This window comes from Corynebacterium hiratae, from assembly GCF_009708045.1.
Classification (GTDB): Bacteria; Actinomycetota; Actinomycetes; order Mycobacteriales; family Mycobacteriaceae; genus Corynebacterium; species Corynebacterium hiratae.
In genome coordinates this window covers 50,716-76,967 of the sequence record NZ_VIOG01000001.1, presented here as the reverse complement: position 1 = coordinate 76,967, position 26,252 = coordinate 50,716, and the positions used below count along the sequence as shown (strand labels likewise).

Below are 26,252 nucleotides of genomic sequence, written 5' to 3'. Positions count from 1 at the left end.
TTGCCTACTTTCCGGCCGGTGCCACAGTGTCGAGCTCGGACAGGAAGTTATCAATGGTGGAGGACTGCTTGGTGGCGTCCGAAAGTTCGCCGCCGAGCAGCTTCTCTGCCAGGTTGATGGAGTTCTGTCCGATGTCGGAACGCAGCTCAGACACGACCTGTGCGCGGGAAGCTTCAAGCTGCTTCTCGCCAGCGGTCAGAATGCGACGAGACTCTTCTTCTGCAGCTTCCTTAGCCTCTGCCTCGATCAGCTTGCCGCGCTCGCGCGCCTGCTCACGAATCTCCGCAGCCTCTGCTCGCGCGTCAGCGAGCTGAGCATTGTACTTTTCCAGAGCGGCCTTTGCTTCGGCCTGCTGAGCCTCCGCACGCTTAAGGCCACCTTCGATCCGGTCTTCACGCTCCTGCAGCATCTTGTTGTATGCCGGAAGAACGAGCTTCCAGAACACAATCAGGATGATGGTGAACGGAATGATCGACCAGACCAAGTCGTACATCTTGGGCAGAAGGATAGAGTTGCCCGACTCGAGGGGCAGGGTTTCACTTCCTTCTGCTGCAAGGTAGTAAATGACGTTGTTCATGGGGCTCCGTTCTTAAAGTTCGATTTACTTTGTGTAAAGCGCTCTTTAGAACAGGAAGCCTGCAACGAGGCCAATCAGGGCGAGGGCCTCAACGAAGGCGATACCCAGGAACATGGTGGTACGCAGCTGGCCAGCCATCTCCGGCTGACGTGCCATGCCCTCGACGGTCTTGCCGACGAGGATACCGATGCCCAGACCCGGGCCGATGGTTGCGATGCCGTAGCCGATGGCGCCGAGGCCCTTGAGGGTGGACTCGTCAGCAGCCTGAGCAAGAATGATTTCGTTCATGATGAAAGTCGTTCCCTTTCAAAGTTTTCCCACGGATTCTTCCGCGGGGGATGTGGTGGTTTTGGGGTATTTAGTTAACCGCGAGGTTCGTGTTGTTGTTAGTGCGAATCTGCATGCAGCGACAGTTCGATGTATACCGCCGTCAGCAGGGCGAAGATGTAAGCCTGCAGGAAGATGACGATAATTTCGTACAGCGTGAACAGAACCGCTGCGACCAGCGTCAGGCCACTCAGTGCAGTCCAACCGTTGAACTGGAAGAAGAAGAAGTTCGTTGCCGAGTACAACAGGACCAAAATGAGGTGGCCAGCCAGGAAGTTCGCCATCAGACGAAGAGCCAGCGTGACTGGGCGCATGACAAACGTAGAGAAAGCCTCAATCGGTACGACAAGCACGTGCAGCAACGGCGGCAGGTTAGGAATAACCACCGAGGACTTGATGAACTTGCCGAAGCCAAAGCGCTTGGCGCCGGCGTAAATCATGGCGATGTACGCGACGACAGCCAGCACGATTGGCATACCAATACGAGCGTTCGGAGAGATGTTTAGAGCTGGAACAATAGTTGCTACGTTCCAGAACAAAACACCGAAGAAGATCGTGGCCAAGATCGGAAGGAAACGGCGTCCTTCCTTGCGACCCAAAATGTCTTCTGCGATGTGAATTCGTACGAAGTCAATCGCATGCTCCGCTACGTTTTGCAATCCTTTAGGAACCAGCTTCGGGTTCCTGAAGGCGACAACAAAAAGGAGCACCAGGATGGCCGCCATGAACAGACGAACCAGCATGATGCGATCCAAAGCGAACCAACCGTTGGCGAAATCGGCGAAAAGAAGATCGACGACTTCACCATCATCGGTTACGTGCCCCGGGAAAAATTCTGGATCCAGTTCGGGTGCGTGAAACTCACCCTTCATGGCCAATGTCGTAACGCTCAGCGTTCTCTCCCGTGTTCGGGCCACACAGCTTGTCGAAGGCTATGTGGTGCGATGGACGTCTCAAGCTCTTTGCCCTGTCTACGGACTCCGTCGCACATCAGCGTAAACAGGGCAAGGATAAACCGTACTTTTTCGGGATAGCATGACACTAACCCGCGGTAACCCGAAGAGAATGCTATCAGTTCGCCCTCAAGTTTTCGCACGTGGGGGCCCCGTTGCGGCCCTAAAGGCACAGCCTAGTGCCAGTGGGCCCTATAAAACGCCCACATTCTGCCGAAACCCCGCCAAGTGTACTTCGTCACACACCCGCGTTTTCCCACCTTGACGGGGGTAACGGGCGCTGTCGCCGCGGCCACTTAACTACACAAAAAGCCACCCTCCCGGGGTCACCGGAAGCAGTGGCTCACTCTAAAAGGTCGAGGTTGGCTAAGACACGTAGGTCACGTTGGATGTAATCACACCCCAGACCTCAGTGCCGAGCGTCACCGCCAGCGCCAGCAGCACGGTGACGAACAGCGCCATCGTGTCGTAGAACTCAAGATCCTTAATCAGCAACAGCACCATAATCAGGATGACCACCTTGAGCAGCCAGCCGCCGAGCACCACCGCCATCGTGGTCGACGGCGTGGTGCGCGCAGTAAGAAGAACTGAGGCCGCGGTAAAGAGCACGAAGCCACCGCCGATGGCCGCGCCGACGAGGACGCCCCAGATCCCAGGCAACCCGCGGACACCGCCCCAGATAGCCAGGGACGCGATGGTCACGACGACAAGGCCGATGGCCCCGAGGCGGAGCGCACGCTTGAGGGGGCGCCGATGATCGTCGTACGGCGAAAGCTCTTCGGAGGTCGTTGAATCAGTCACAGCCCCATACCCTACCTCAGGAGGGATCCGTTTCCAGCACCACGCTGGTGGGACGCGACTGGCGCCCAAGCTTGCCCTGACGCAGCGGAATCAGGGTCACGCCAAAGGCCACAACGAGCGCAACAAGCGCTAGTACGACGGCCACGGGCGCGGGAACGATGGAAAAGGAGACCGCCCCGAAGGCCACCGCAGAGACCCATAGGTACAGCACCAACACGGTGCGGCGGTGTGTATGTCCCAGCGAGAGCAGCCGGTGGTGGATGTGGGCCTTGTCCGCGGCAAAGGGCGAACGCCCCTGAGATACGCGGCGAATAACAGCCCAGACAAGGTCGAGGACTGGAATAAAGACCGCAGCAACAACAACGATAACGGGTGACATCAGCGCCACGATGTCCACGGTTCCATAGAGCGACATGTTGATCTTGCCCGACGCCGAGGTCGACGCCGCTGCAAGCAACAAACCGATCAGCATCGCCCCGCTGTCCCCCATGAAGATGCGGGAGGGTTCAAAATTATGCGGGAGAAACCCGGCGCACACGCCCACGAGCGCCGCCGCGATGATCGCCGGTGGATACGCCGAGACCGCCCCGCCCTGGTCGTGCAGCACGGTCAGCGAGAAAACCAGGATGGCACCACCTGCAATCATGCCCAGCCCGGCAGCCAGCCCATCGAGCCCGTCCACGAAGTTGATGGCGTTGATGAGCAGGACCGTAAAGAACGTAGTCAAGAGTGTCCCCTGGACCTGGTCGAGGATGACCGTGGTTCCATCACCAAAGGGCAAGAAGAGAAGAGTCCACGTCAGACCTAGACCGCTCATGATGGCCGCCGCCACCAATTGCCCAATCAGCTTGACCAGAGCACTCAGCTCCACCAGGTCATCCACCACGCCGACGATGACAATGGCCGCGGCTGCCCACAGCACAGCGTTCATCTCCGGCGTGACCGGCATAAACCCGCGAGTCAAGGCTGGAAGCTGGCCTGCGAGATAGACAGCAGCCGCAAACCCCGTGAACATGGCAACGCCACCCAACTGCGGGGTGGGTTGCGAGTGACTATCACGCAGACGAATCTCCGCCACCTGGCCGCTGCGCACCAAGACGCTGCGCACCAGTCCGGTGGTGATGTAGGTAAACGCCGCCGCGACGAAAATGATCAACGCCAGTTCGCGCAGCGGCACTCCGGTTCCAGCCACTGATGTCTCCTTAAGAGGATTGGCTACCCGGCCGGGTGCGCAAGGACTCTGCAGACACTCCGATGACCTCACCAATCTGCTCGGCGCTCAGCGCGCCTTCGCGCAAGAGGTAGGGGCGCGGACCGGACAGATCGATAATGGTGGAGGGCTTGCCCACCTCGGCCTCTCCCCCATCCAGATAGACCGTGACGGCCTTGCCCAGCTGCTGCTTGGCGGCAATCGCGGTGGTCGGCGGGGTCTGACCGGAGATATTCGCGGAGGAGACCGCCATGGGGCCGACCTCGCGGAGGAGCTCAATAGCAATGGGGTGCAGGGGCATACGCAGCATCACCGTGCCACGGGTATCGCCCAAGTTCCAAGGCAGCGAAGGCGCTTGCGGCACCACGATGGACAGTCCACCCGGCCAGAAGGCCTCGATGAGGGTCTGCGCGGTGTCATCCAACGAAGCGACAAGCCCCTTGACGGTGTCCCAGGAGCCGACGAGCACCGGCACCGGCATGTCCGGGCCGCGGTGTTTGGTGGCCAAAAGGCTGGCCACGGCATCGTTATCGAAAGCATCGCAGCCCAGCCCGTAGAGCGTGTCGGTGGGCATCACGACGAGTCGGCCTGACTTGGCTGCTTTGACGGCAAGTGCCATGCCTTCCTCGCGCTCAGCAGCGTCCGCACAGTTATAAATCTGTCCCTGCATTGGTCTCTCCTTTAATCCCGTTCCTATCGGCTTGTCGACCAATCTTCGACCAATCTACTGTACTCCCCGCTTCGCTGTGACAAATCGTGCGGTGCCAGTGAGGTCCTTGAGCACCTCGATATCGGTGAAGCCGCCGTGCGCGCGCAGGGCTCCCTGCACTTGTTGGGAGGTCTCGTCGTCGTGCTCAATGCCCACACGCCCGCCGGGGCGCAGCAACGCGGCGATGGTCGGAATCATCGCGTTGATGGTCTCCATGCCGTCTGCTCCCCCAAACACCGCATCGTGCGGATCCTGGTAGACCTCTGGGTCCAGGTCCGGGGTCTCCGGAACGTAGGGTGGATTGGTGAGCACGAGGTCAACGGTGCCGTGCAGTTCCGACAAGATCTCGGCGTCGGTGACGTCGCCCTGCACCACGTTCACAGAACCCGCCCCGCCGCGCGAAGCGGTTGCGGCATTGCGCCGGGTGTAGGCCAGGGCGGCGTCGGCAAGCTCCACTGCCCACACCTGGGCCTGCGGCACATAGTGGGCGACGTACAGCGCCAGCGCCCCGGAGCCAGCGCACAGATCCACGACGCGGGGAGATTGCGAGTTAAATTTCGTCATCTTCCCCGAGTTAAATTTCGTAAGAAATTTAACTCCCCAGTCGGCGAGCACCTCCGTCTCCGGGCGCGGGATGAACACGCCGGGGCCCACCTCGAGTTCGAGGGGGCCGAACCACGCCACGCCCAGGATGTGCTGGAGGGGCTCGCGCGCTTCACGACGCCCCACCAACGCCCCATATGCCACGTCAAAGCCGGGCATCGGAGCCTCGTTAAGCGGGATGTCCATGTGGCCGCAGTGGATGAGGTGGGCAGCCAGCAGGCGCGCGTCCCACTCGGGTGAAGGTACCCCGGCAGCGCGAAGGCGCTCCGTGGCATCACGAAGCGCCTCCCGATAGGTGTGAAAAGTCACCGAATTAAACCGCGCCTTTTCTCTTCTAGTCCTCAGCCTCAAGGCGCTCCGCGCGCTCCTGGGCCTGCAGGGCATCAATGAGGTCCTGCATGTCACCGTTGAGCACGGAATCCAAGTTATTGGCCTTGTATCCGATGCGGTGGTCGGTGATGCGGTTCTCCGGCCAGTTATAGGTGCGGATGCGCTCAGAGCGGTCCATGGTGCGCACCTGGGAAGCGCGCTGCTCGCCGGCCTCGGCCTCGCGGGCCTCGCGCTCCATCTGGTCCAGACGTGCCTGCAGCACCTGCAGGGCGCGCGCCTTGTTCTGGATCTGGGAGCGTTCCTTCTGACAGGTCACCACCAGGCCGGTCGGCAGGTGGGTAATACGCACCGCGGAGTCAGTGGTATTCACGCCCTGGCCGCCCTTACCGGAGGAACGGTAAACGTCGACGCGGATGTCCTTGTCATCGATGTTGACTGCTTCGACTTCTTCCGGTTCTGGGTAGACCAGCACACCAGCCGCAGAGGTCTGGATGCGTCCTTGGGACTCGGTCACCGGCACGCGCTGCACGCGGTGGACGCCGCCCTCAAACTTGAACACGCTCCACGCGCCATCACGAGACGGGGTCTTGGACTTGAAGGAGATAGACATGTCCTTCACACCACCGAGGTCGGACTCGTTGAGGCCTAGGACCTCCCACTGGAAGCCGACCTTATCGGCGTAGCGCTCGTACATGCGGGCCAGGTCGCCGGCAAAGAGTGCTGCCTCTTCGCCGCCGGCACCGGCCTTGATCTCCATGATGATGTCCTCGGAGTCATGCTCATCGCGCGGGGCCAGCAGGTCCGCGAGCTTTTCCTCCAGCTGAACGACGAGCGGCTCAAGGCGGTCGACCTCGGGCTGGAACTCGTGGTCCTCGTAGGCCATCTCTTTGGCATCGGCCAGGTCCTGGCGAGCCTGGACCAGCTCGTCGTTCACGGCGACGATGGGCCGCAGCTCGGCGTAGCGCTTAGACAGCTTGCGGAACTGGGACTGATCACCGGCTACCTCCGGGTCAGCCATCTGCATTTCGATGCCTTGGAACTCGGAGACAATGTCATCGACGAGGGAAACCTGGTTAGACATTACTTGTAGTCCTCCTCATCCGTGTCAGCCGCCATGGGCGCGGACGAGGCCACCTGCATGAGGAACTCGCCGTTGGAGCGGGTCTTCTTGAGCTGCTTAATCAGCAGGTCAATGGCAGCGAAGGAGTCCAGGCCGGAAAGGATGCGGCGCAGCTTGGTCATGATGCGTGCTTCCTCCGGAACCAGCAGGAGCTCGTCCTTGCGGGTGCCGGACGGGTTGACGTCCACGGCCGGGAAGATGCGGCGCTCGGAGATGGCGCGGTCGAGCTTGAGCTCGGCGTTGCCGGTGCCCTTGAACTCCTCGAAGATGACGGTGTCACCGGTGGAGCCGGTTTCCACCATCGCGGTAGCGATGATGGTCAGCGAGCCGCCGTTCTCGATGTTGCGGGCAGCACCCAGGAAGCGCTTCGGCGGGTACAGGGCGTTGGAGTCCACACCACCGGACAGGATGCGGCCGGATGCCGGGGAGGAGTTGTTGTAAGCGCGGCCGAGGCGGGTGATGGAGTCGAGCAGGACGACGACGTCCTTGCCCTGCTCCACCAGGCGCTTGGCGCGCTCGATGGCCAGCTCCGCCACCGAGGTGTGCTCTGACGGCGGGCGGTCAAAGGTGGAGGCAATGACCTCACCGTTGACACTGCGCTGCATGTCGGTGACCTCTTCGGGGCGCTCGTCCACGAGGACGACCATGAGGTAGCACTCCGGGTTATTCGTGGCGATGGCGTTGGCGATGTTCTGCAGGATCGTCGTCTTACCGGCCTTCGGCGGGGAGACGATGAGCGCGCGCTGGCCCTTACCAATCGGCATGATGAGGTCGATGACGCGGGTGGTGAGGATCTTCGGGTCCGTCTCCAGGCGCAGGCGCTGGTTCGGGTACAGCGGGGTGAGCTTGGCGAAGTCCGGGCGCTCCTTCGCGGTGGACGGATCCAGGCCGTTGACGGTGTCGACCTCCACGAGCTGGTTGTACTTGCGGCGGTTGCGGCCGTTGCCGTGGGTGTGGGTCGGGCCGGAGACCTTGACCTTGCCGGTCAGGGCGTCGCCGGAGCGCAGGCCCAGGCGGCGCACGAGGTTGTTGTTGACAAAGACATCGGAGCTGGCCGCGCGGTAACCGGTGGTGCGCAGGAAGGCCACGTTGTTGTCGACGACTTCGAGGATGCCGCCGACTACCTGCACTTCATCGCCCTCGCGGATCTGCAGGTCATTGCCACCGTTGCCGCCGCCATCGCGGTCACGCCCGCGGCGGTTGCGACGGTTACGGCGATTGCGGCGGCCACCGCCGCCGTTGTTGTCATCATCGTTGCGGTGGTTATCGCGGCGGTTATTGTTGTGGCCGCCCCCGTTATTGCCACCGCCGTTGTTGCCACCGCCGTTGTTGCCACCGTTGCCGTGGTCCCCGTTATCGGAGTTGTCGGAGTTGTTGCCGCCACGGGACTGGTTGCCCTCCGACTTGGACTGCTTGTCCTCGGCGCCGTTGCCATTTCCGTTGCCGTTGTTATTGCCCTTGGCTTCTTCGCGGGCCTCGCGCTCCTGGCGGCGCGCGCGGTTACGGCGGGCACGGCGGGCCTGGGAGCGGGACTCGTAGCGTTGCTCGTCGTGGCCGTCCTTCTGCTCGGACTCCTGAGCGCCGTCCTCGCCCTTGTGAGTGTTCTCAGGCGCCTGCTCCTGCTTCTCGGAGGCCTGGTCAGCAGCGCCGGCAGGGCGGGAAGCCTTGCGGGTCGCGCGGCGCGGCTGCGCGTCCTTCTTCGACTCCTTCTGTGCGGAGTCCTCTGCGGCGGGTGCGTCCTTAGCCTCGCCCTGGGCAGCGGTCTTCGCGCCGCGCGCCGGCACCTGGCCGGTGGTCAGGGCAGTAATGAGATCCCCCTTGCGCAGTCCGGAGACGCCGCGAAGTCCGCGCTCCGCAGCTAGCTTGCGCAATTCCGGCAGCTTCAGGGAGGCGAGATCCTGTGCTGCGGTCTTGTCCGTATCGCTCACGGATATCCTTTCGTCGCTTCACCAACGCGCGCCGTCTTGTCTGCCGCACCTGCACTGTGCGTGGTGCTGTTCCAAGCGGGCGTTGGAAGCCAGTGTGTAATTGGGATGGTCCTCCGCCACCAGCGAGTTCACGCAACCGCGATCCCCGTGGGCGGTGGTTGTCTTGGCTCTCCCCCCTCTCCGGCCCGGCGGTACGGAACGTGAAGGAATCCTTGTTGAACTCCTGAAAGCACTCAAGGAATCGGCCGCGGGTCAAGCGCGGGGAGATATTTTAAGAAGGCGACTGCGAGCGTATCTCTCCCCTCTCACCGTCGCGCGCACCGTTGGACTGCCATGAGAGTGTCACCGCAGGTGTGTGCGCCGTGGAGGGAGCTCGGAGATGCGGGGAAAGCGTTCCCCACCAGTCGCGGATAACTATACCGCATCCTTCCCCCGCGCTCACACTGACACGGCTAAAGTAGTGCGCATGCTCTCCACAATGCAGGATATCCCGCTGTCCCTCACCCGCATCCTGGAGTACGGTTCCTCCGTCCACGGCCAAACCCAGGTCATCACCTGGCACAGCGCCAATCCCGGCAATGAACGCGAGGAAACCACTTTCGCTGATATCGGCGCCCGCGCCGCCGCCTTCGCCCACGCCCTGCATGACACGCTCGGCATCACCGGTGACGAGCGCGTGGGCTCACTGATGTGGAACTGCGCCGAGCACCTCGAAGTGCTTTTTGGCACCGCCTGTAAGGGAGCGGTGTTCACCCCGCTCAACAAGCAGCTGATGAATGACCAAATCCGGCACATCATCAACCACGCTGAGGTCCGCGTCATCGTCGCGGATTGTCGCCTCGCCGAACAGCTTGCCCAGGTTCTGGAAGGCGTGGACTGCGTGCGTGCGGTGGTATTCACGGGCGTCGGCAAGCCCAGCACCGCTCTGCCGGGCAACGTCGAGATTTATAGCTACGAGCAACTGCTGGATGGGCGCTCCACCGTGTATGACTGGCCGGTTCTGGATGAGCACACCGCCGCCGCACTGTGTTACTCCACCGGCACCACTGGTGCACCAAAGGGCGTGCTCTACTCCCACCGCGCTCTGTACTTGGAAGGAATGCAGCTGCGCTCCTCCGATTCTCTGTGTGTGACCCACGGCGAGACATTCCTGTGCTGCATCCCCATCTATCACGTGCTGAGCTGGGGTGTTCCCTTTGCGGCGTGGATGACGGGCACGCCGCTGGTGCTTCCCGACGCCGACGTCTCCCCCGCCACCCTGGCCAAAATCATCGCCGCCACCTCCCCGCGCGTGGCGCACGGTGTGCCCACCATTTGGATTCAGCTCTTCGTGCACTACCTCAAGAACCCGCCGGAGCGCATGACGCTGACGGAGATCTTCGCTGGCGGCTCGCCTGTGCCACCACAGCTCATCAAGAGTTGGGAGGAGCGCTACGGTGTGGACGTGGTCCACGTATGGGGCATGGCGGAAACCACCACGGTGGGCACGGTGGCCCGCCCACCCTCAGGCGCCTCGGGTGAGGCCCGGTGGGCCTACCGCATCTCCCAAGGGCGCTTCCCTGCCTCCCTGGAATACCGCGTGGTCAATGACGGCCACGTGGTCAACACCACCGACCGCAACGCTGGTGAGATTCAGGTACGCGGCAACTTGGTCACCGGGTCTTACTACCACTCGCCTGCCTCGGAGGACGGCGGTGCTGCCCACGAGTTCCGTGGCAAGGATGTCGAGGACGCGGACTCCAAGTTCACGGCCGACGGCTGGCTGCGCACCGGCGACGTCGGCTTCGTCACCGAGGATGGCTTCCTCACCGTGGAGGATCGCGCCCGCGATGTCATCCGTTCCGGTGGTGAGTGGATCTACTCCGTGCAGTTGGAGAACCTCATCATGGCCAACCCGGTGGTGCTGGAATGCGCCGTCATTGGCTACCCCGACAAACAGTGGGTGGAGCGCCCGCTGGCTGTCACCGTGCTCGCCGCGGACATCAGCCCCACGATTGAGACCGCCGAGCGCCTGCGCAACGGGATGCGCTCTGAGCTTCCCTCCTGGATGCTGCCGGAGTACTGGACGTTCGTAAAATCCATCGATAAGACTTCGGTGGGCAAGTTCGACAAGAAGGACCTGCGCGCCCACCTGGCGGAAGGCGAGTACAACATCATCCGTCTCAAGGGGCCGGGCGAAGCGCAGCGCCTCGATGCCGGAGAGGAAGACGGGGAGGACTAGCCCCACCCCTCCTACTCATACGGCAGGCTTCGATCTAGACTTGCCAGCAATGTCCGCCCAACGACCCCAACCTTCGCCACACACCTCCGCCCCGCTGACGCTGCCATTGCCGCGCGTACGGGGCGCGGGGACTCCGCCCACGGACCTGCCGGCGCCAGGGCCCGACGGCCGCCGCGCGCTCGTGGATCGCTACGGCCGCCAAGCCCGGGACCTACGTGTCTCCCTGACGGATCGCTGCAACCTGCGCTGCACCTACTGCATGCCCGCCGAAGGATATGAGTGGCTGCCCACCGAACACACGCTCAGCGATGAAGAAACCATCCGTCTCATCCGCCTCGCGGTGGACAAGCTCGGCATCCAGCAGGTGCGCTTCACCGGTGGGGAACCTCTTCTTCGCGCCTCCTTAGAGAAAATCATCGCCGCGACGAAAGCACTCACTACCGATGAGGGCCGCTCTCCTACTGTTGCTCTCACCACCAACGGGCTGGGCCTGGATAAGCGCCTGCCAGGGCTGCAGCGCGCTGGGCTCGACCGCGTCAATATCTCCCTGGACACCCTCGATCCGGAGCTCTATGCCCGACTCACCCGGCGCGACCGCCTAGCGGATGTGCTCACATCCATCGACGCCGCGCTGGCCGCCGACATGGACCCGGTCAAGATCAACGCAGTCATCATGCCGGGTGTCAACGAGTCTGCGATCCTTCCCTTGGCTCGCTTTTGCCTCGAGCGCGGCGCGCAACTGCGCTTCATTGAGCAGATGCCGCTGGGCCCACGGGAGGAGTGGACGCGTTCCCAGATGGTCACTGCGGAGGATATCTTGGGGCGCTTGGCCGAAGACTTCGAGCTCGCCCCGGCTAAGAAACCCCGCGGCTCCGCGCCGGCGGCACTGTGGTCCGCGGTCTCGCGCGATGGCTCCCTCCCCATAGGACACATCGGGGTGATCGCCTCCGTAACTCGGCCCTTCTGCGGGGACTGCGACCGCACGCGCCTGACCGCAGACGGCGCGGTGCGCAATTGCCTCTTCGGCAACTCGGAAACCTCCCTGCGCGACCTCATGCGCGCTGGCGCCAGCGATGAAGAGCTCGCCACCGCGTGGGCGGGTGAAATGTGGAGGAAATTACCGGGCCACGGGGTGGATGATGAAGGCTTCCTCCAGCCAGATCGCCCGATGTCCGCCATCGGTGGCTAGATTGGGTGCAATGACAAGCACCGGGACTGACTTAAGTATCGAGGAGTATTTCGACCGCCTCCACGCGCTCGTCCGCGCCCTGCCTGCGGAACGCGCTGCCTTATCGCAAGGTCGCGTGCTGGCCGAGCCCCTTGTCGCCCGCCTTCCCCTCCCGCCGCAGGATAATTCGGCCATGGATGGCTTCCTCATCCCGCGGCATTTCTCACCCGACAGTCTCACCGTTCCCTTCACTCTGCCTGTCGTGGGTGATGTGCCTGCCGGATCGCCGGCCCAAACCCCGCCGCCCGGCACTGCGCTGCGCATCATGACCGGTGGTCCAGTACCCGCGGGCTTTGATGGTCTGGTCATCCCCGTGGAAGACACCGATATTCCACCAGGACCCGGGCCGATGCCTGAGACCGTCACGGTGCACCGCCTACCCGGTCGCAACCACATCCGGCGGCGCGGCTCCCACGTCGAGGCCGGGCACCAACTAGCCGGTGCCGCCACGCTGGTGGACGCCTCCCTTATCGCCGCCGCCCTCTCCGCCGGCGTCTCCACCGCCGTGGTCCACCGCATCCCGCGGGTGACCGTCATTGCCACGGGTGAGGAGCTGCTCAACGGTCAGCTCCCGGATTCCAATGGTCCGATGCTCGACGCACTCATGAGCGCCACCGGGCCCGTTGACATCACCCGCACGGTATGTGGTGATTCTCCCGTTGAGCTGCGCCGTCGCTTCGACACGGCTGCCGCTGACTCCGACCTCATCGTCACCACCGGCGGGGTATCCGCAGGCGCTTTTGACGTGGTTCGCGCGGTCGTTGAGGATGCCGTGGAGCGCGGCTCTTATTGGTTCGGACACGTCAACCAGCGCCCCGGCGCGCCGCAGGGCCACGCGCTGTGGGACGGTGTTCCCGTGGTGTGTTTGCCGGGCAACCCGGTGGCGGCGTTCGTCTCCGCGCATCTCTACCTCACCCCGCTGATGCGTTCCTTGCGTGGGCTGCCCCGCCCCACCGGAGTTTTAGATCGGCCGCACCTGACGGCCGTCGCCGGGGCTGACTTCCCACATCCGCACCGCCCGCTTATTCAGCCGTGCTCCATTGCCATGGCGGGACGCATCACCGCCTTCCCGCCGCCTGGACCACGCATGCGCAGCCACCACGTTGCAGCACTGCCCGGCACGCAAGGTTTCGCGCTGCTGACGAGCCCCGTCACCACAGGGGAGCAACTTACCGTCTACCCCTACTAGCTTCACGGTGCTTCACCACATCCCCCACCCCTCCGTTGTTGCCAAAGATCGCGCCTCTAAACCCGCCGGATCGGCCCACTCTTCGTCAGATAGGCTAGGTCCACCCAAGGAAAGGACCCACTGTAGCCATGAAGTTCACTCACCTTAATGAGGCCGGCTCCGCCTACATGGTGGACGTCACCGATAAACAGCCCACGGTGCGCACCGCCACCGCCCAAGGCGAGGTGGCCTGCTCGCCGGAGGTCCTCACCGCGCTGCGGGAGGGAAGCGTGCCGAAGGGCGACGTGCTTGCGGTTGCCCGAGTGGCCGGTATTGCGGCCGCCAAGAAGGTCCCGGAGCTCCTGCCGCTTGCCCACACCATCGGCGTGCACGGGTGCGCGGTCGACATCGAGCTGCGCGAAGACCACGTCTTCATCGAAGCCACCGTTCGCACCGCCGACCGCACCGGCGTGGAAATGGAAGCGCTGACCGCGGTGAACGTTGCGGCACTAGCGCTCATCGACATGGTCAAAGGTGTGGACCGCTCCGCTTATATCCGGCGCTGCGGCATCACAGCGAAGTCCGGCGGGCGCTCTGGTGATTGGTCCCGCGAACTGCCTGGCACAGAAGAATAGAGAGGATAGAGAACAATGCCAGGTGTCATTATTTTGGCCGGCGGGCGCGGCACGCGCATGGGCGGTGTGGACAAGGCAAGTATCATTCTCGCTGGTGAGCGCCTCATCGACCGCCTCCTGCGCCAATTGCCCTATGATGCGCCGGTGGCGGTTGTCTCGCCCTACCACTTGGGCATGCCCCAAGTATGTGAAAAGCCCCTCTTCGGCGGGCCAGCCGCAGGCATCGCTGCGGGCCACGCCGCGCTGGCTGGTGCCGCAGAGTCCACGACCGCCATCTTGGCCGTCGATGCCCCGGATTCCCCACAGATGCTGCCCGCCCTCGAACAGGCCTTAGAAAGCTCCGGCGCTGATGTCGCGGTGGCCACACTCGACGGCACCATCCAGCCACTCTGCGCGCTGTGGCGCACCGAGGCCCTCACCCGCGCTCTGCACGAGCTCGGCAATCCCCGCAATAAGTCAGTCATGCGCTTACTCGGACTCGCGAAGAACATCACCGTGGTCGAAGGCACCGCCGCAGTACGCGATATAGATACCCTGGACGAGCTGCGTGCACGGCGCGAACGCCGAGCTACTCAACGATGAACTGGCCGTGTTGACCCTTCTCCGCATTCGTCATCAGGTGATTGACAAAGGAATAGGTCCCCGGCTCGTTGAAGGTCATCTCCACGAATCCACCTTGGGCCGGTAGAAGGTCGAGCGCCTGGGAACCGGAATCCTTCGCGCCCTTGATCAGGTAGGCGCCTTCCTTGTACACGGTGTCGAATTGCTCGCCCACGACGTGGAAGCTCAATGGCAGATCCGGGCCGAGGTTGACCAGCCAAATGCGCACGGTATCGCCCACCTTCGCGCGCAGCGGGGCTAGGCCCTCGTCGTATTGGTTGGGATAGTAATTGAAGGCCGTAAGGTCATAGTCGCCGTCGCTGACTCGCTGCGCGTTTGCTCCCTCAGCTTCCTTGCCCGCGGAGGCCAGGAAGACCTCGCTCGCCGTCATGATGTACTCCGCATCGACGTCTGCGAGGGCATCCTCGCCGCGCGGATCGATGATGACCGCTCCCGCCATGCCGTTGGCAATGTGCAGGCTCATCGGCATGGTTGAGCAATGATACATCCAGATACCCGCCCGGTGCGCCACGAATTCATAGGTCAGCGATTCGCCCGGCTGGATGGTCTTCATGTTCTCATCCGGGTTGACCTCACCGGCGTGAAAATCCACCGAGTGTCCCATCGAGCCTTCATTTTTGATGGTGATGCGGAACGTATCCCCTACCTTGCCGCGCAGGGTTGGGCCGGGCGCCTGCCCGTTGAAAAGCCACCGGGTTTGGCGCACTCCCGGGGCAACTTCCATCTCCTCCTCCGTCATCACCCACGTTTCCTCATGAAGGTCACCTTTGGCAGGGGCAAGGGAGGCGTCGACGGCGTCAAAGCCTTCGCGGGCTGCCATGCGCTCGGCAACCGAGGGCACCTTCGCCGGGGCACCAGCAGAGCCCGTGCTTTCCGACGCTCCCGCATGATCATGCCCACTCGAAGCGGAGTCATCGACGTTGACCATGAACGTCATGCCCTGCATCTTGTGGCCGGCGATCGTGCAATAGCCTTCCACGGACTCCTCGATGACTCCGGCATCGAGCTGCACTGTCTCGCCCGGTTCCACCCGGCCCGTCTCCTCGCGCCCAATCTTGAGGTCATGAACCTGGTCGCCGGTGTTATGGAAGTTCACTATGAGGTGGCTGCCCGCTGCCACGTCAATGGAGGACGGGACAAAGGCCATGCCGTCCACAGAGACGTCAACCGTCACGGCGTCGGCGGATGCCACCGTAGCTGGGTCCTGCTTGCCTGTGGCCGAGTTGAACACCGCCAGCCCAATGACGGCGAGAAGCGCCACGATGATAATGAGCCAGGACGCCCATTGCTTCTCAGAATGCTCCTGTTTAACGGGCGCGCTTGACATGAACTTCTCCTTGAGGTGACGAGACGGCCCACACCAGGGCCACAATATTGGCGATGAGGCCTAGCCCCATCATGATAAGCCCGGCGAAGGACACGCCAGCAATGCCAAGAAGGCTGAGCACGCCGCCGAGATTGATGAGTGCCACGCGCAGGAACCCTGCGAGGTGCCCACGTGCGGGACGTGCCGCCCCGGCCAGGATGGGCAGCATGTGGTGGAGCACCCCGGTTACGAGCTGCAGTAGGCCGGCACCGAGAAATGCCGGCATGAGCAGCAAGGTAACCGCACGCGGGTAGGCCCCTGCGACGGTAGCGGCGGCATCACCGGCGCAGAGCGCCACCATCCACACCAGGCCTGCCATCGCGGACACGCTTGCCGTCGTCTTTTCGCCGCCAAGAGCGCTGGCAAGCACGGGCTGGATGATGAGCACGGCAGCGAGCACCGTGAGCAGCTGCGCCATGCCGGCGGCGCGGGTGAGCCCGGAGGCGTCGGCAAGCATGGCCGCCGCCAGGCCCACGCAATGCACTGCCAAAGCCCGGCTGCACCGCGCCCGGGCCACCGAGGAAATGGGGGTCCGGGTAAACGTCGGCACAAGCGTGATGACCGTGCCCAGGATGGTAAGCAGGCCGAAGCCCCACACCATCCCGCGTGAGTGCGCGGCCACCAACAGCGAGTAATTCCCTACCCCGTGCGCAGCCAGAATGACCAGTAGCACCGAGAACACCATGAAGCCGGCCGCCGCCAGATAAAAAGGAACGGTGACGGCGAAGGAACCAGACAATGACCCCCGGAGCTTGCCCCACAGCGCCCACAGGTGCCACGCAACGGCAGCGATGACGAGAGCGGAGCCGATATCCGCAAGCACGCCCCAGTCGTAGCCTGCGCGATCGACAAGTAGAAGAACCAGCCCCACCTGAACCAGCCCCACCCGCGCGCCCACCCCGCGGAACCCTGTGGCCGGAGTTCGGGTCAGTGCCTCCGTGAAGTGGGTGCTGAATACGAGGATGGCGGTGGTCAGCGCGCCGAGGGTAAATGGGTGGATGAGGTCCCACCACACCACGGGTGCTCCCCAAAAATTCGCCACGGTGATTCCCACGCCGACCGCGATCCAGAACGCGACGAGGCTGAAAGCAATGGTGTGCCAGCGCCGGCGCGAAGCCAGCGAAACATCACGCAGAGACATATCTGACACTTTTATTTGCACGGATATAATCGTAGTAAATTAAGGGCGTGGGCAGCAACGCCCGCCGCCCTAGAACTCGAAAGGGATAACCCGAATGAACTTGCCGCTTGTTGACACCTCCAAGGGCCACGACATCCCCACCCTCAACGCCTCCGAAATCCCTCACGCAGTGCGCCACGGTGCCATCCACGGAGCGCTGGGCACCCTCAACGTGGGCGAATCCATGATTCTCATTGCTCCCCACGACCCGCTTCCGTTGCTCACAGAGGTGGACCAGCGCGAAGAATCCTTCGACCGTGAATACCTCAAGAAGGAACCAAAGGAAGTCCATATTAAATTCACGCGGACCGCGTAAAGATGCCGTAACGTAACTGACCATGCGCCGCTTGAAAATTGCTGTCTCTGTTCTCGCCGCCGCGCTGACAGTGGCCGGCTGCACCTCGAGCTCCGATGAGCCGCTGCAGGTCTTCGCCGCGTCATCCACGCGAGTGCTCAATGACGACCTCTCCAGTGCGTCCGAAACCCCGCTGGCGTTCAACAACGGTGGTTCTTCCGCCCTAGTCCAGCAGATCAATGAAGGAGCGCCCGCAGATCTGCTCCTTACTGCCTCTCGCGAGACCATGGAGAATGCGACTGCGCAAGGCAGCGTGGACACTCCTGTAGCCCTCGCTAGCAACGTTATGGTCATGGTGGTGCCGAAAGGCAATCCTTTAGGTCTGCGCTCCGCTGCCGATCTGGATTCCTCCGCGCGCTTGGTTCTTTGCGATCCCAGCGTGCCTTGCGGTGCCATTTCCACGCGCATCATGGAGGCCAACAACTGGGACCTGCATGCCTCCTCCCTGGAGGGACAGGTAGCTGACGTCCTAGGCAAGGTTGCCTCCGGCGAGGCGGACGCCGGGTGGGTCTATTCCACCGACGCCGCCGCTAGCGAAGATGTCGAAGCCATCCCGCTCGACCACGCGGAAGACTTCCGTAACGAGATCATGGGCGCGGTGGTGTCTGATTCACCCCGCCACGAAGAAGCCCAAGAAGTCCTCTCGCTCCTCGAGTCGGATTTTGATAGCACCTGGGAAAAGTACGGTTTCACCCCGGTGAACTAAGTGTCACCCACGTTTTTGCGCGAGCAGCGCCCGCGGACAACCTGGCCGGTCATCGCCGCCGGCGCGCTCGCCGCGCTCTACATCCTTGCCCCGGTCCTCGCCCTCGGAATGCGGGTACCGTGGCCGAAGCTCTCCGACACGCTGAGCGCTCCGGCGACCCATGACCTCCTCCGCGTCAGCCTCTCCGCAGCGGCCTTGTCGACCTTGCTGTCGACATTCCTGGGCACCTGCCTGGCGCTGTGGCTCCAGCAGCTACGCCGTGTTTCTCACCTTGTGAGGCTGGTGGTTTACCTCCCTTTGGCCTTGCCTCCCGTGGTCGGCGGCTTGGCACTCACCGCACTGCTCGGGCGCCGCGGACTGCTTGGCCCGGCATTGGAGCAAGCAGGGCTGCACATATCTTTTGCCTTCCCCGGCGTCGTGGCCGCTCATCTATTTGTCACCCTCCCCTTCGTAGTTGTGGCGGTGGACTCCGCACTGCGGCAGCTCGATCCTGAGGTCGTGGCTAGCGCGCGGGGCATCGGCCTGAGCGCAGGGACCATCCTTTGGCGCATCATCCTCCCGACTATCCTTCCTGCCGTGTTCACGGGCGGAGCGCTCGCTTTCGCACGCTCACTGGGCGAATTCGGAACGACGATCACCTTCGCCGGTTCCCTGCCCGGTTCTACCCGAACCATGCCGAGCGGTATCTATCTTGAACGTGAGGTCAGCGCGGACAATGCCTATGCTCTTTCCGCTGTCCTCATTGGGATAGCCATCCTCACGCTCACCGTCGCCGGAATGCCCCTGCTGCTGCGCCGCCGCCGCGAACAAGCTGTGCGCGCTTTGCAGCCGATGGACCCGAATGTACTTTGCGCGGCGACTGCTCCGCTGACGCCGCCCCACGATCTTTCCGTAACGGTCGACGACACCACCACGACTTTCCGGGGCGGGCGCGTGACCGCGGTGGTTGGCCCGAATGGTGCGGGCAAGACCACACTGATGCGTTTTATCAGCGGGCGGTTGCAAGGAGCCCAGACTAACGCCGAGCGCGTGGTCATGCTCTCCCAAGACCCCGGGCTACCACCCACTGCCACCGTGGCTCAAGCGTTGACCATGGTGACCAAAGACCCGCGCCGGACAGAGGAGCTACTTAAGGCCGCCGGATTGCAGGAGCTCGGGCTTGTCTCCGAGCTCTCCGGCGGCCAGGCCGCGCAGGTTGCCCTTCTGCGCGCACTTGCGGCACGTCCAGAGGTATTGGTTGTGGACGAGCCCTTTGCCGCCATGGACGTAGAATCTGCCGCGCGATGGCGCCATCTCCTGCGTATGTCGGCCGCTGATCGCACCACGGTCATTGTCACCCACAGCCGCGTAGATCTCACCACGCTGGCGGATGACATCGCAGTCATGGAAGCCGGCGAAGTCATCTCCCAAGGCCCGGCGGAGCGCCTACTGGAACAGCCCACCACCCGCTTCATGGCAGAACTAGCGGGTGTTAATGTACTGCGCGGTTCCTTCAGAGGAGACACGTTTGCTCCAGACCGCAACGGCGAGCACTGGGCGGCCTTCCCTCAAACCGCGCTGCGCTTCGACCCCATTGGCGCGCAGCGCGCCACCGGTTTAACTGCCACCATTGTGGCTGATTTGGGAAGCACTACCCTCGTTGATATCGACGGCCAGCGAGTCACAGTAGGCCAGCCGGCGCGCACTAACGCGCCCGGTGAGGCAGTGCCCGTGGCCCTCGACGCCAGCGCTCTCACGGTCTATACCCGTACTTAATCCAATGGATATACCCATGTCGTGAGGGAGATCTCGGTATATATTCTCACCGCGATAGTAGAAAATCATCGGACTGGATGTAGGATCCTCGTAGCGTTAATCAAGGAGCTAAAGTCCATGTCCACAATGTCTACCCATAGTCCTCGCTCATCCAGCGAGCTCTTTCCCGACACGATGAAGCTCTCCCCCAAGCAGCGCGAAGTCCTCTCGGTTTTACAGAAGTTCCCGCAAGGAGCACGGGCCGCAGAGATTGCTAAGAAAATGGGCATGCACGTTAACACCGCGCGCGGGCATCTGGATGAACTCGTCAACGCTGGCGCGGTGCGAGTAGTCACCGCCCCAGCGCAGGGGCGCGGGCGCCCCTCCCTGATCTTCCAAGTGCGGGTGCCGGACAACCGTTCGGTCGCGGAGGAGTACGTCACGCTGATCAGCGTGTTGATTAAAGCCCTGGCGGCTAAGGAGCAGCTCAATGATTATGCCTCAGAGCAGGCGCGGGAGCTTGGCCGCGAGTGGGCGAAGACCACTGCCAGCAGCCATGGTGCTGAAGCGCTCGGCTCGCTGCACCGGATGATGCGCGAAATGGGCTTTGACCCAGTAACCTCAGCCGAGCAATTCGACCAGGAGGGCCGCACCGATGTGGAGCTGCACGCCTGCCCGTTTGTGACCGCCGGAGTAGAGCCCTCCCCCTACGTCTGCGCCATCCACGATGGCTATTTAGAGCAGGCGGCGGCCGATTCCGGCGGGCGGCTGAACCTGAAGCTCATTCCCAAGTCCGGCAACGGAGTGTGCCGGATCAACGTGGAAAAATCCAGCTAGCTAGGCTAGCCGCGCTCGACGGAGACCGGCCCGGCGACCTCCAGCTCCAGCACACGCAGGTTCTGCCCGCGGGCATCGTCGAGGATCGCTTCTTCGATGGGCTCGGTGTGCAGGACCATGACGGTGGGGCCCGCGCCCGACAGGTAGGCGGCGTAGCCGCGGTTGCGCAAGCGGTTGACCCACTCCGCGGTCACCGGCAGTACGTCAGCGCGATAAGGCTGGTGCAGGCGGTCGCGGGTGCCCTCCCACAGCAGGTCCGGGTAAGCGGTCAGCGCCGCCACGTTCACTGCAGTGCGGGAGACGTTGAAGGCGGCGTCGGCATGCGTAACGTGCGAGGGCAGCACGCGGCGCACCGCCTGCGTCGAGGCGTGGAAGTCAGGGACCAAAGCCGTGGCCTTGATGGACGGGTGCACCTCCAAAGTGGCGGCGCGGTACTCCGGAAGCGAGCGGCCGTCGACAGGCACGGTGGTCCAGGAAACCACCGCATTGCCCAATACGGAGGCCGCGGCGTTATCCGGATGGCCTTCGAAGGCGGAAGACAACTGCACAACCTGCTCCTCCGAGAGCGGGAACCCAGCCAGGCCGTTGCCCGCGGCAACGCCTGCCACCGCGGCGGACGCCGAAGAGCCCAGGCCACGGGACTGCGGGATGTTATTCGTACACACCACCCGCAAGCCGGAGACCTCAACGTCAGCAGCCTTGAGCGCAGAGCGGATAGCCTTGACCACCAGATGGGAGCCATCGCGCGGCAGCTCTTCGGCGCCCTCGCCGAAGATTTCTACCTCCAAGCCGGAGCGGGTGACTTCTACCTCCACGGTGTCGTAAAGGCTCAGCGCGATGCCGAGGGTGTCGTAGCCGGGGCCCAGGTTGGCCGAGGAGGCCGGGACCTGGACGGTGACCTTGGTGCCTACTTCGATATCGATACTCATTGTTGTACCTAAGACCCTTAGACGCCGAGGCGGATGACGGAGTGGACGGCCTTGACCTCATCGAGCTCGCCGAGGGCGGCGACGATGTCCTCAAGCACCGCTTCCTTCGCCGCGTGGGTGACCACGATGAGGCGAGCGGTGGCATCGCCGTCTTCCTGGCGCACGGTGCGCAGGGAGACCCCATGGCGGGCAAAGACACCGGAAATGGCGGAGAGCACGCCGGTGCGGTCTTCAACTTCCATGTCGACGTGATAACGAGTTTCCACTTCTCCGAACTCCGCAATAGGTAGGTTGGCGTAGGTGTTCTCCCCCGGCGCACGGCCGCCGTGGACGATGTTGCGTGCCGCACCGATAACATCACCCAGCACGGCAGATGCCGTGGGGTTACCGCCGGCACCATTGCCGTAGAACATCAGAGAGCCAGCGGCCTCCGCCTCAACGAAGATGGCGTTGTAGGACTGGCTGACCGAAGCCAGCGGGTGCTCCTTCGGAACCAGCGTCGGGTGCACGCGGGCGTTGACGGATTCCGCGCCGGTCTCCTCGTCCACGAGACGCTCGCAGATGGCGAGCAGCTTGATGGAGTAGCCAGCCTGGTTAGCAGCCTTGATGTCATCCGCGGTGATCTTGGAAATACCCTCGCAGTAGACATCATCGAAGGTCAGGCGGGTGTAGAAGCCCAGGGAAGCCAGGATGGCGGCCTTGGAGGCGGCGTCGTGGCCCTCCACGTCAGCGGTGGGATCGGCCTCGGCGTAGCCCAGGCGGGTGGCCTCAGCCAACGCATCCTCATAGGAGGCGCCCGTGGACTCCATGGCGTCGAGGATGAAGTTGGTGGTGCCGTTGACGATTCCGGAGATGCGCTGGATCTTGTCGCCGGCCAGGGAGCGGCGCAGCATGCCTACCACCGGGATGGCAGCGGCCACGGCGGCCTCGAAGTACAGGTCAACGTCGGCGCGGTCGGCGGCCTCAGCGAGCTCATCCGCATGCGCGGCCACGAGAGCCTTGTTGGCGGTAACCACGGACTTGCCGGCGTTGAGGGCCGCGAGGACGAGCTCGCGCGGGAAATCAATGCCGCCGATGACCTCGACGACGAGGTCGATATCATCGCGCAGGACAAGGGCCTTGGCGTCGTCGGTCAGCAGCTCCGCCGGCACGCCCGGGCGCAGCTTGTTCTTGTTGTGCACGGCGACGCCGCGGATCTCCACCGGGCCGCCAATGCGGTGCGCAAAAGCGTCAGCGTTCTCCTGCACGAGGCGGAAAACCTCGGCGCCCACGGTGCCAAATCCAAGCAGCGCGATTCCTACGGGTTCGCCTTCGGGCTTCTTGCTACGGTTCGTCGTCGTCATGGTGTCCCCTTGTTGAAATTGCGAATGATTGTTACGTGCTAGCCCATCACTATACAGAACGAGCTGTCTATTTCTACGCGAAGTGGCCGGCACAACGCGCGACCGGCCATATCTTTGTGAATAAAATGCGGTGAGCTGTGGCAACGCCGCGCTAGTCGACGTCCAACGCCAGCAAGTCCTCCACCGTTTCCCGGCGCAGCATGAGCGAGGCTTTGCCGTCACGCACGGAGACGACCGCCGGGCGCAAAGCACCGTTATAGCGCGAGGCCATCATGTACTGATAGGCACCGGTGGTGGCGAAAGCGAGGAGATCCCCGGTAGTGATATCCGAGGGGAAACGGCGCTCGTTGACCAGAATGTCACCGGACTCGCAGTGGAAGCCCACGATGCGCGAATCCACCGGCTCGCCCTGGGTGCGGCGGTTGACCACGCGCACGTCATACTCCGAGCCATAGAGCGCCGGCCGGATGTTATCGGACATACCGCCGTCTACGGAGAGGTAGCGGCGCATCGGCAGATCCGCCTTGCCGGTCTCCACATCCTTGACCGTGCCCACGCGGTAGACGGTGACCGCGGAGGCACCCACCAAAGAGCGGCCGGGCTCCACCAGCACGAAGGGCGGCTTGATGCCAAGCTCAGTGGCAGTGCGCTCCACGGCGTCGAGCAGGTCCTTGGCCAGCGTGGCGACGTCGAGGGCCTCTTCGTATTCCATGTAAGGAATACCGAAGCCGCCGCCCAAGTCCAGTTCCTCGAGAGCAACGCCGAGCTCGGAGTGGATGCGCTTGTACAGGCTCAGCACGCGCTCAGCAGCCAGCTTGAAGCCATCGGCGTTAAACACCGAGGAGCCCACGTGGCAGTGCAATCCCACGAGCTTCAGGTTCGCGGATTCCAGCACCGTGCGTGCGACATCGAAGGCGGCGCCGGTGGACAGGGAGATGCCGAACTTTTGGTCCTCGTGAGCCGTGGCGATGAATTCGTGCGTGTGGGCATCCACACCAGGCTTCACGCGGATCATCACCGGCTGCACACGGCCGGCGGCCGCAGCAATGCTGTTGAGGCGCGAGAGCTCCTCCGCGTTATCCAGCACCACATGGCCAATCCGCTCGTTAACGCACAGCTCGAGGTACTCATCTTCCTTGTTATTGCCATGCGCGGTCATGCGCTCCGGCGGGAAGTCCGCGGCGAGCGCCAACTTGGCCTCATTGAGGGAGGCGACGTCGAGGCACAGGCCCTCCTCGTCTACCCAGCGCACGATGCGCTTCGTGATGAAAGCCTTGGAGGCGTAGTGCACGTGGTCAGGGCCGCCGAAGGCCTGAGCCATGTCCCGGCAGCGCGAGCGGAAGTCCTGCTCATCGAAAACATAGAGCGGGGTGCCGTATTCTTCGGCCAGCTCGGTCAGGGAAACGCCACCAATCGAGACCACGCCATCGGAGTCACGCGCTGCGTTGCGCGGCCACACGTGGGCCGGAAGAGAATTGAAATCAGTCATCGATACCTTTTCTTACATCTTTTCCGGTGCGCTAACCCCGACCATGGTCAAGGCATTGGCCATGACCTGGCGGGTAGCGCTGGCCAGGGCGAGGCGTGCGGAGTGAATCGGCTCGGTCTCTTCACCAGCCTTCGGCAGCACTTGGCACTGGTCATAGAAGCGGTGGAACACGGCGGCGAGCTCCTCAGCATAGCGCGCGATGCGGTGCGGTTCACGCAGCGTAGCGGCGGTGGCCACAACCTCGGGGAACTCGCCTAGGGTGCGGATGAGGTCGCCTTCCTTCTCGTGGGTGAGGAGGTCGAGGGGGCCGTCGGCAAGCGCGGCGGTGTTGAAGCCCAGCTCTGCCGCCTTGCGCAAGATGGAGCAGATGCGGGCGTGGCCGTACTGCACGTAGTAGACCGGGTTATCCGCCGACTGGGAAGCCCACAGGCCCAAGTCGATGTCCAGGCTGGAATCCACGGAGGAGCGCACCAGGGAGTAACGCGCGCCGTCGACGCCAATAGCCTCGACAAGGTCATCAAGGGTGATGACGGTGCCGGCACGCTTGGACATCTTGACCGCCTGGCCATCGCGTACGAGGTTCACCATCTGGCCGATGAGGACCTCGACGGCCTCCGGGTCATAGCCCAGGGCCTGGGCCGAGGCACGCAAGCGGGCGATGTAGCCGTGGTGGTCCGCGCCCAGCATATAGATGGCCAGGTCGTGGCCGCGGTCAAACTTATCGGCCACGTAGGCGATATCGCCGGCGATGTAGGCGGCGTTGCCATCGGATTTGATGACCACGCGGTCCTTGTCATCGCCGTACTCGGTGGACTTCAGCCACCATGCACCCTCAGCTTCGTAGAGCTTGCCGTTGTCCTTGAGCTTCTGGATGGACTTCTCCACCGCGCCGGACTCGAAGAGGGAATTCTCGTGGAAGTAGACGTCAAAGTCCACGCCGAACTCGTGGAGGGACTCCTTGATCTGGGCGAACATCATCTCCACGCCGGCAGAGCGGAAGGCTTCCTGCACGTCGGCGTCGCTGCCATCGAGAGCTGCCGGGTTCTGATCCAGCACCCCCTGCGCGATCTCCTTAATGTAATCGCCGCCGTAGCCGTCCTCCGGGGTGGGCTCGCCCTTGGCCGCGGCCACCAGGGAACGTGCAAAACGGTCGATCTGTCCGCCGTGATCGTTGAAGTAGTACTCGCGGGTCACCTCCGCGCCGGAGGCTTCGAGCACGCGGCCGAGCGAGTCACCCACGGCGGCCCATCGGGTACCACCCAGGTGGATAGGACCGGTCGGGTTCGCGGAGACGAACTCCAGGTTGATCTTCTTGCCCTGGTAGGTGGAGTTGCTACCAAAGTCCGCACCGGCGCTAAGGACTTGGGCCACGATGGCGCCCTGGGCAGCAGCAGCGAGGCGAATGTTGAGGAATCCCGGGCCCGCGATGGATGCTTCATCGATGGCGTCATTGCCGGCGAGGGCATCCGCCAGCCACTGCGCCAGCTCGCGGGGCTGGGTGCCGGCCTTCTTGGCCACCTGGAGTGCCAGGTTGGTGGCGTAATCGCCGTGCTCCGGGTTGCGCGGGCGCTCCACGCTCACGGTCTCCGGCAGGACGGAGGAGTCCAGCTCATGCTCGGTGAGCACGGCGGCGGCAGTGTTCTTGATCAGGACGGAAAGATCTTCAGGATTCATAGGGCCAAAGTCTATCGTCTCCGCCGCTTGGAGGCGCTACCAGGTCTCAGACGTTAGCAAGGTCACTCACCCCCATCGGGTGAACAATGCAGCACAGCGAAGCGCCAAGTTCTACCCTAAAAGGCGTTATCTGAATCGATTCAATCTTTCGCCCTCTCGCTCGGCCGAAACATGCGGTGCCGCATCCTGGGGATCTCCACGAGGACGC

General features: G+C 63.2%; 24 protein-coding genes. 9 read left to right on the top strand and 15 right to left on the bottom strand.

Annotated elements, in window-relative coordinates:
• Positions 1-4: 4 nt before the first annotated feature.
• The 9 genes from FME68_RS00310 to rho all read right to left on the bottom strand — a co-directional run bounded on the left by FME68_RS00310 (position 5) and on the right by rho (position 8,558).
• On the bottom strand, positions 5-577 hold the full coding sequence (locus FME68_RS00310) for a F0F1 ATP synthase subunit B (RefSeq protein WP_010187072.1): 573 nt from the start codon (positions 575-577) through the stop codon (positions 5-7).
• Between the two features lie 45 nt (positions 578-622).
• Positions 623-865 (bottom strand): ATP synthase F0 subunit C, encoded by a 243-nt coding sequence (locus tag FME68_RS00305; RefSeq protein WP_010187073.1) that lies wholly within the window; start codon positions 863-865, stop codon positions 623-625.
• A 98-nt stretch (positions 866-963) separates the two neighbouring features.
• Positions 964-1,776, bottom strand: a complete 813-nt coding sequence (gene atpB, locus FME68_RS00300; RefSeq protein WP_049155068.1) for a F0F1 ATP synthase subunit A — start codon at positions 1,774-1,776, stop codon at positions 964-966.
• A gap of 447 nt (positions 1,777-2,223) precedes the next feature.
• A complete protein-coding gene (locus tag FME68_RS00295; RefSeq protein WP_049155069.1) occupies positions 2,224-2,658 on the bottom strand; it encodes a Cg1360 family ATP-synthase-associated protein in 435 nt (144 codons plus the stop codon).
• Between the two features lie 16 nt (positions 2,659-2,674).
• The gene (locus FME68_RS00290) at positions 2,675-3,850 is read right to left on the bottom strand and encodes an MraY family glycosyltransferase (protein WP_144013513.1); all 1,176 of its coding nucleotides are present in this window, start codon (positions 3,848-3,850) and stop codon (positions 2,675-2,677) included.
• 10 nt (positions 3,851-3,860) lie between these two features.
• Entirely contained in the window at positions 3,861-4,538 is a 678-nt protein-coding gene (locus FME68_RS00285; RefSeq protein WP_070515577.1) for an L-threonylcarbamoyladenylate synthase, read from the bottom strand.
• 54 nt (positions 4,539-4,592) lie between these two features.
• On the bottom strand, positions 4,593-5,489 hold the full coding sequence (gene prmC, locus FME68_RS00280; protein ID WP_144013512.1) for a peptide chain release factor N(5)-glutamine methyltransferase: 897 nt from the start codon (positions 5,487-5,489) through the stop codon (positions 4,593-4,595).
• Between the two features lie 25 nt (positions 5,490-5,514).
• Entirely contained in the window at positions 5,515-6,591 is a 1,077-nt protein-coding gene (prfA, locus tag FME68_RS00275; RefSeq protein ID WP_049155076.1) for a peptide chain release factor 1, read from the bottom strand.
• A complete protein-coding gene (rho, locus tag FME68_RS00270; protein ID WP_328287654.1) occupies positions 6,591-8,558 on the bottom strand; it encodes a transcription termination factor Rho in 1,968 nt (655 codons plus the stop codon). Before rho ends, prfA begins: the two co-directional genes overlap by 1 nt.
• A gap of 466 nt (positions 8,559-9,024) precedes the next feature.
• On the opposite strand from rho, the gene FME68_RS00265 reads away from it, so the two are divergent.
• From FME68_RS00265 to mobA, 5 genes are all read left to right on the top strand, one after another.
• Positions 9,025-10,779, top strand: coding sequence for a long-chain fatty-acid--CoA ligase (locus FME68_RS00265; RefSeq protein WP_158395316.1), 1,755 nt, complete (start codon positions 9,025-9,027; stop codon positions 10,777-10,779).
• A 49-nt stretch (positions 10,780-10,828) separates the two neighbouring features.
• A complete protein-coding gene (gene moaA, locus FME68_RS00260; protein ID WP_158395314.1) occupies positions 10,829-11,968 on the top strand; it encodes a GTP 3',8-cyclase MoaA in 1,140 nt (379 codons plus the stop codon).
• Positions 11,969-11,978: 10 nt separating this feature from the next.
• Entirely contained in the window at positions 11,979-13,196 is a 1,218-nt protein-coding gene (locus FME68_RS00255) for a molybdopterin molybdotransferase MoeA (RefSeq protein WP_158395312.1), read from the top strand.
• A 128-nt stretch (positions 13,197-13,324) separates the two neighbouring features.
• Positions 13,325-13,810 carry a cyclic pyranopterin monophosphate synthase MoaC gene (gene moaC / locus FME68_RS00250; RefSeq protein ID WP_158395310.1) on the top strand — a complete coding sequence of 162 codons (486 nt, stop codon included), beginning with the start codon at positions 13,325-13,327 and terminating at the stop codon, positions 13,808-13,810.
• A gap of 15 nt (positions 13,811-13,825) precedes the next feature.
• A complete protein-coding gene (gene mobA / locus FME68_RS00245; protein WP_158395308.1) occupies positions 13,826-14,392 on the top strand; it encodes a molybdenum cofactor guanylyltransferase in 567 nt (188 codons plus the stop codon).
• Here mobA and FME68_RS00240 read toward each other — a convergent pair.
• Both FME68_RS00240 and FME68_RS00235 read right to left on the bottom strand, forming a co-directional pair.
• A complete protein-coding gene (locus tag FME68_RS00240; RefSeq protein ID WP_158395306.1) occupies positions 14,379-15,758 on the bottom strand; it encodes a multicopper oxidase domain-containing protein in 1,380 nt (459 codons plus the stop codon). The two genes, mobA and FME68_RS00240, sit on opposite strands and share 14 nt — an antisense overlap.
• Positions 15,739-16,938 (bottom strand): beta-carotene 15,15'-monooxygenase, encoded by a 1,200-nt coding sequence (locus tag FME68_RS00235; RefSeq protein WP_158395304.1) that lies wholly within the window; start codon positions 16,936-16,938, stop codon positions 15,739-15,741. Before FME68_RS00235 ends, FME68_RS00240 begins: the two co-directional genes overlap by 20 nt.
• Positions 16,939-17,032: 94 nt before the next feature.
• Here FME68_RS00235 and FME68_RS00230 point away from each other — a divergent pair, with 94 nt between their 5' ends.
• The 4 genes from FME68_RS00230 (at position 17,033) to FME68_RS00215 (ending at position 20,609) form a co-directional block, all read left to right on the top strand.
• The gene (locus FME68_RS00230; protein WP_144013505.1) at positions 17,033-17,293 is read left to right on the top strand and encodes a DUF2249 domain-containing protein; all 261 of its coding nucleotides are present in this window, start codon (positions 17,033-17,035) and stop codon (positions 17,291-17,293) included.
• Between the two features lie 22 nt (positions 17,294-17,315).
• Positions 17,316-18,038 carry a molybdate ABC transporter substrate-binding protein gene (gene modA / locus FME68_RS00225; protein ID WP_158395302.1) on the top strand — a complete coding sequence of 241 codons (723 nt, stop codon included), beginning with the start codon at positions 17,316-17,318 and terminating at the stop codon, positions 18,036-18,038.
• Complete coding sequence (locus FME68_RS00220) at positions 18,039-19,793, top strand: ATP-binding cassette domain-containing protein (RefSeq protein WP_328287653.1); 1,755 nt, start codon at positions 18,039-18,041, stop codon at positions 19,791-19,793.
• Positions 19,794-19,910: 117 nt separating this feature from the next.
• Positions 19,911-20,609 carry a helix-turn-helix transcriptional regulator gene (locus tag FME68_RS00215; RefSeq protein ID WP_158395300.1) on the top strand — a complete coding sequence of 233 codons (699 nt, stop codon included), beginning with the start codon at positions 19,911-19,913 and terminating at the stop codon, positions 20,607-20,609.
• A 5-nt stretch (positions 20,610-20,614) separates the two neighbouring features.
• Here FME68_RS00215 and thrB read toward each other — a convergent pair whose 3' ends face one another.
• The 4 genes from thrB to argS all read right to left on the bottom strand — a co-directional run bounded on the left by thrB (position 20,615) and on the right by argS (position 26,044).
• A complete protein-coding gene (gene thrB, locus FME68_RS00210) occupies positions 20,615-21,538 on the bottom strand; it encodes a homoserine kinase (protein ID WP_158395298.1) in 924 nt (307 codons plus the stop codon).
• Between the two features lie 17 nt (positions 21,539-21,555).
• Entirely contained in the window at positions 21,556-22,881 is a 1,326-nt protein-coding gene (locus FME68_RS00205; protein ID WP_070528834.1) for a homoserine dehydrogenase, read from the bottom strand.
• Positions 22,882-23,032: 151 nt separating this feature from the next.
• Entirely contained in the window at positions 23,033-24,370 is a 1,338-nt protein-coding gene (lysA, locus tag FME68_RS00200) for a diaminopimelate decarboxylase (RefSeq protein ID WP_158395296.1), read from the bottom strand.
• A gap of 12 nt (positions 24,371-24,382) precedes the next feature.
• Positions 24,383-26,044: an arginine--tRNA ligase gene (argS, locus tag FME68_RS00195; protein WP_158395294.1), complete on the bottom strand. Its 1,662-nt coding sequence runs from the start codon at positions 26,042-26,044 to the stop codon at positions 24,383-24,385.
• Positions 26,045-26,252: the final 208 nt, after the last annotated feature.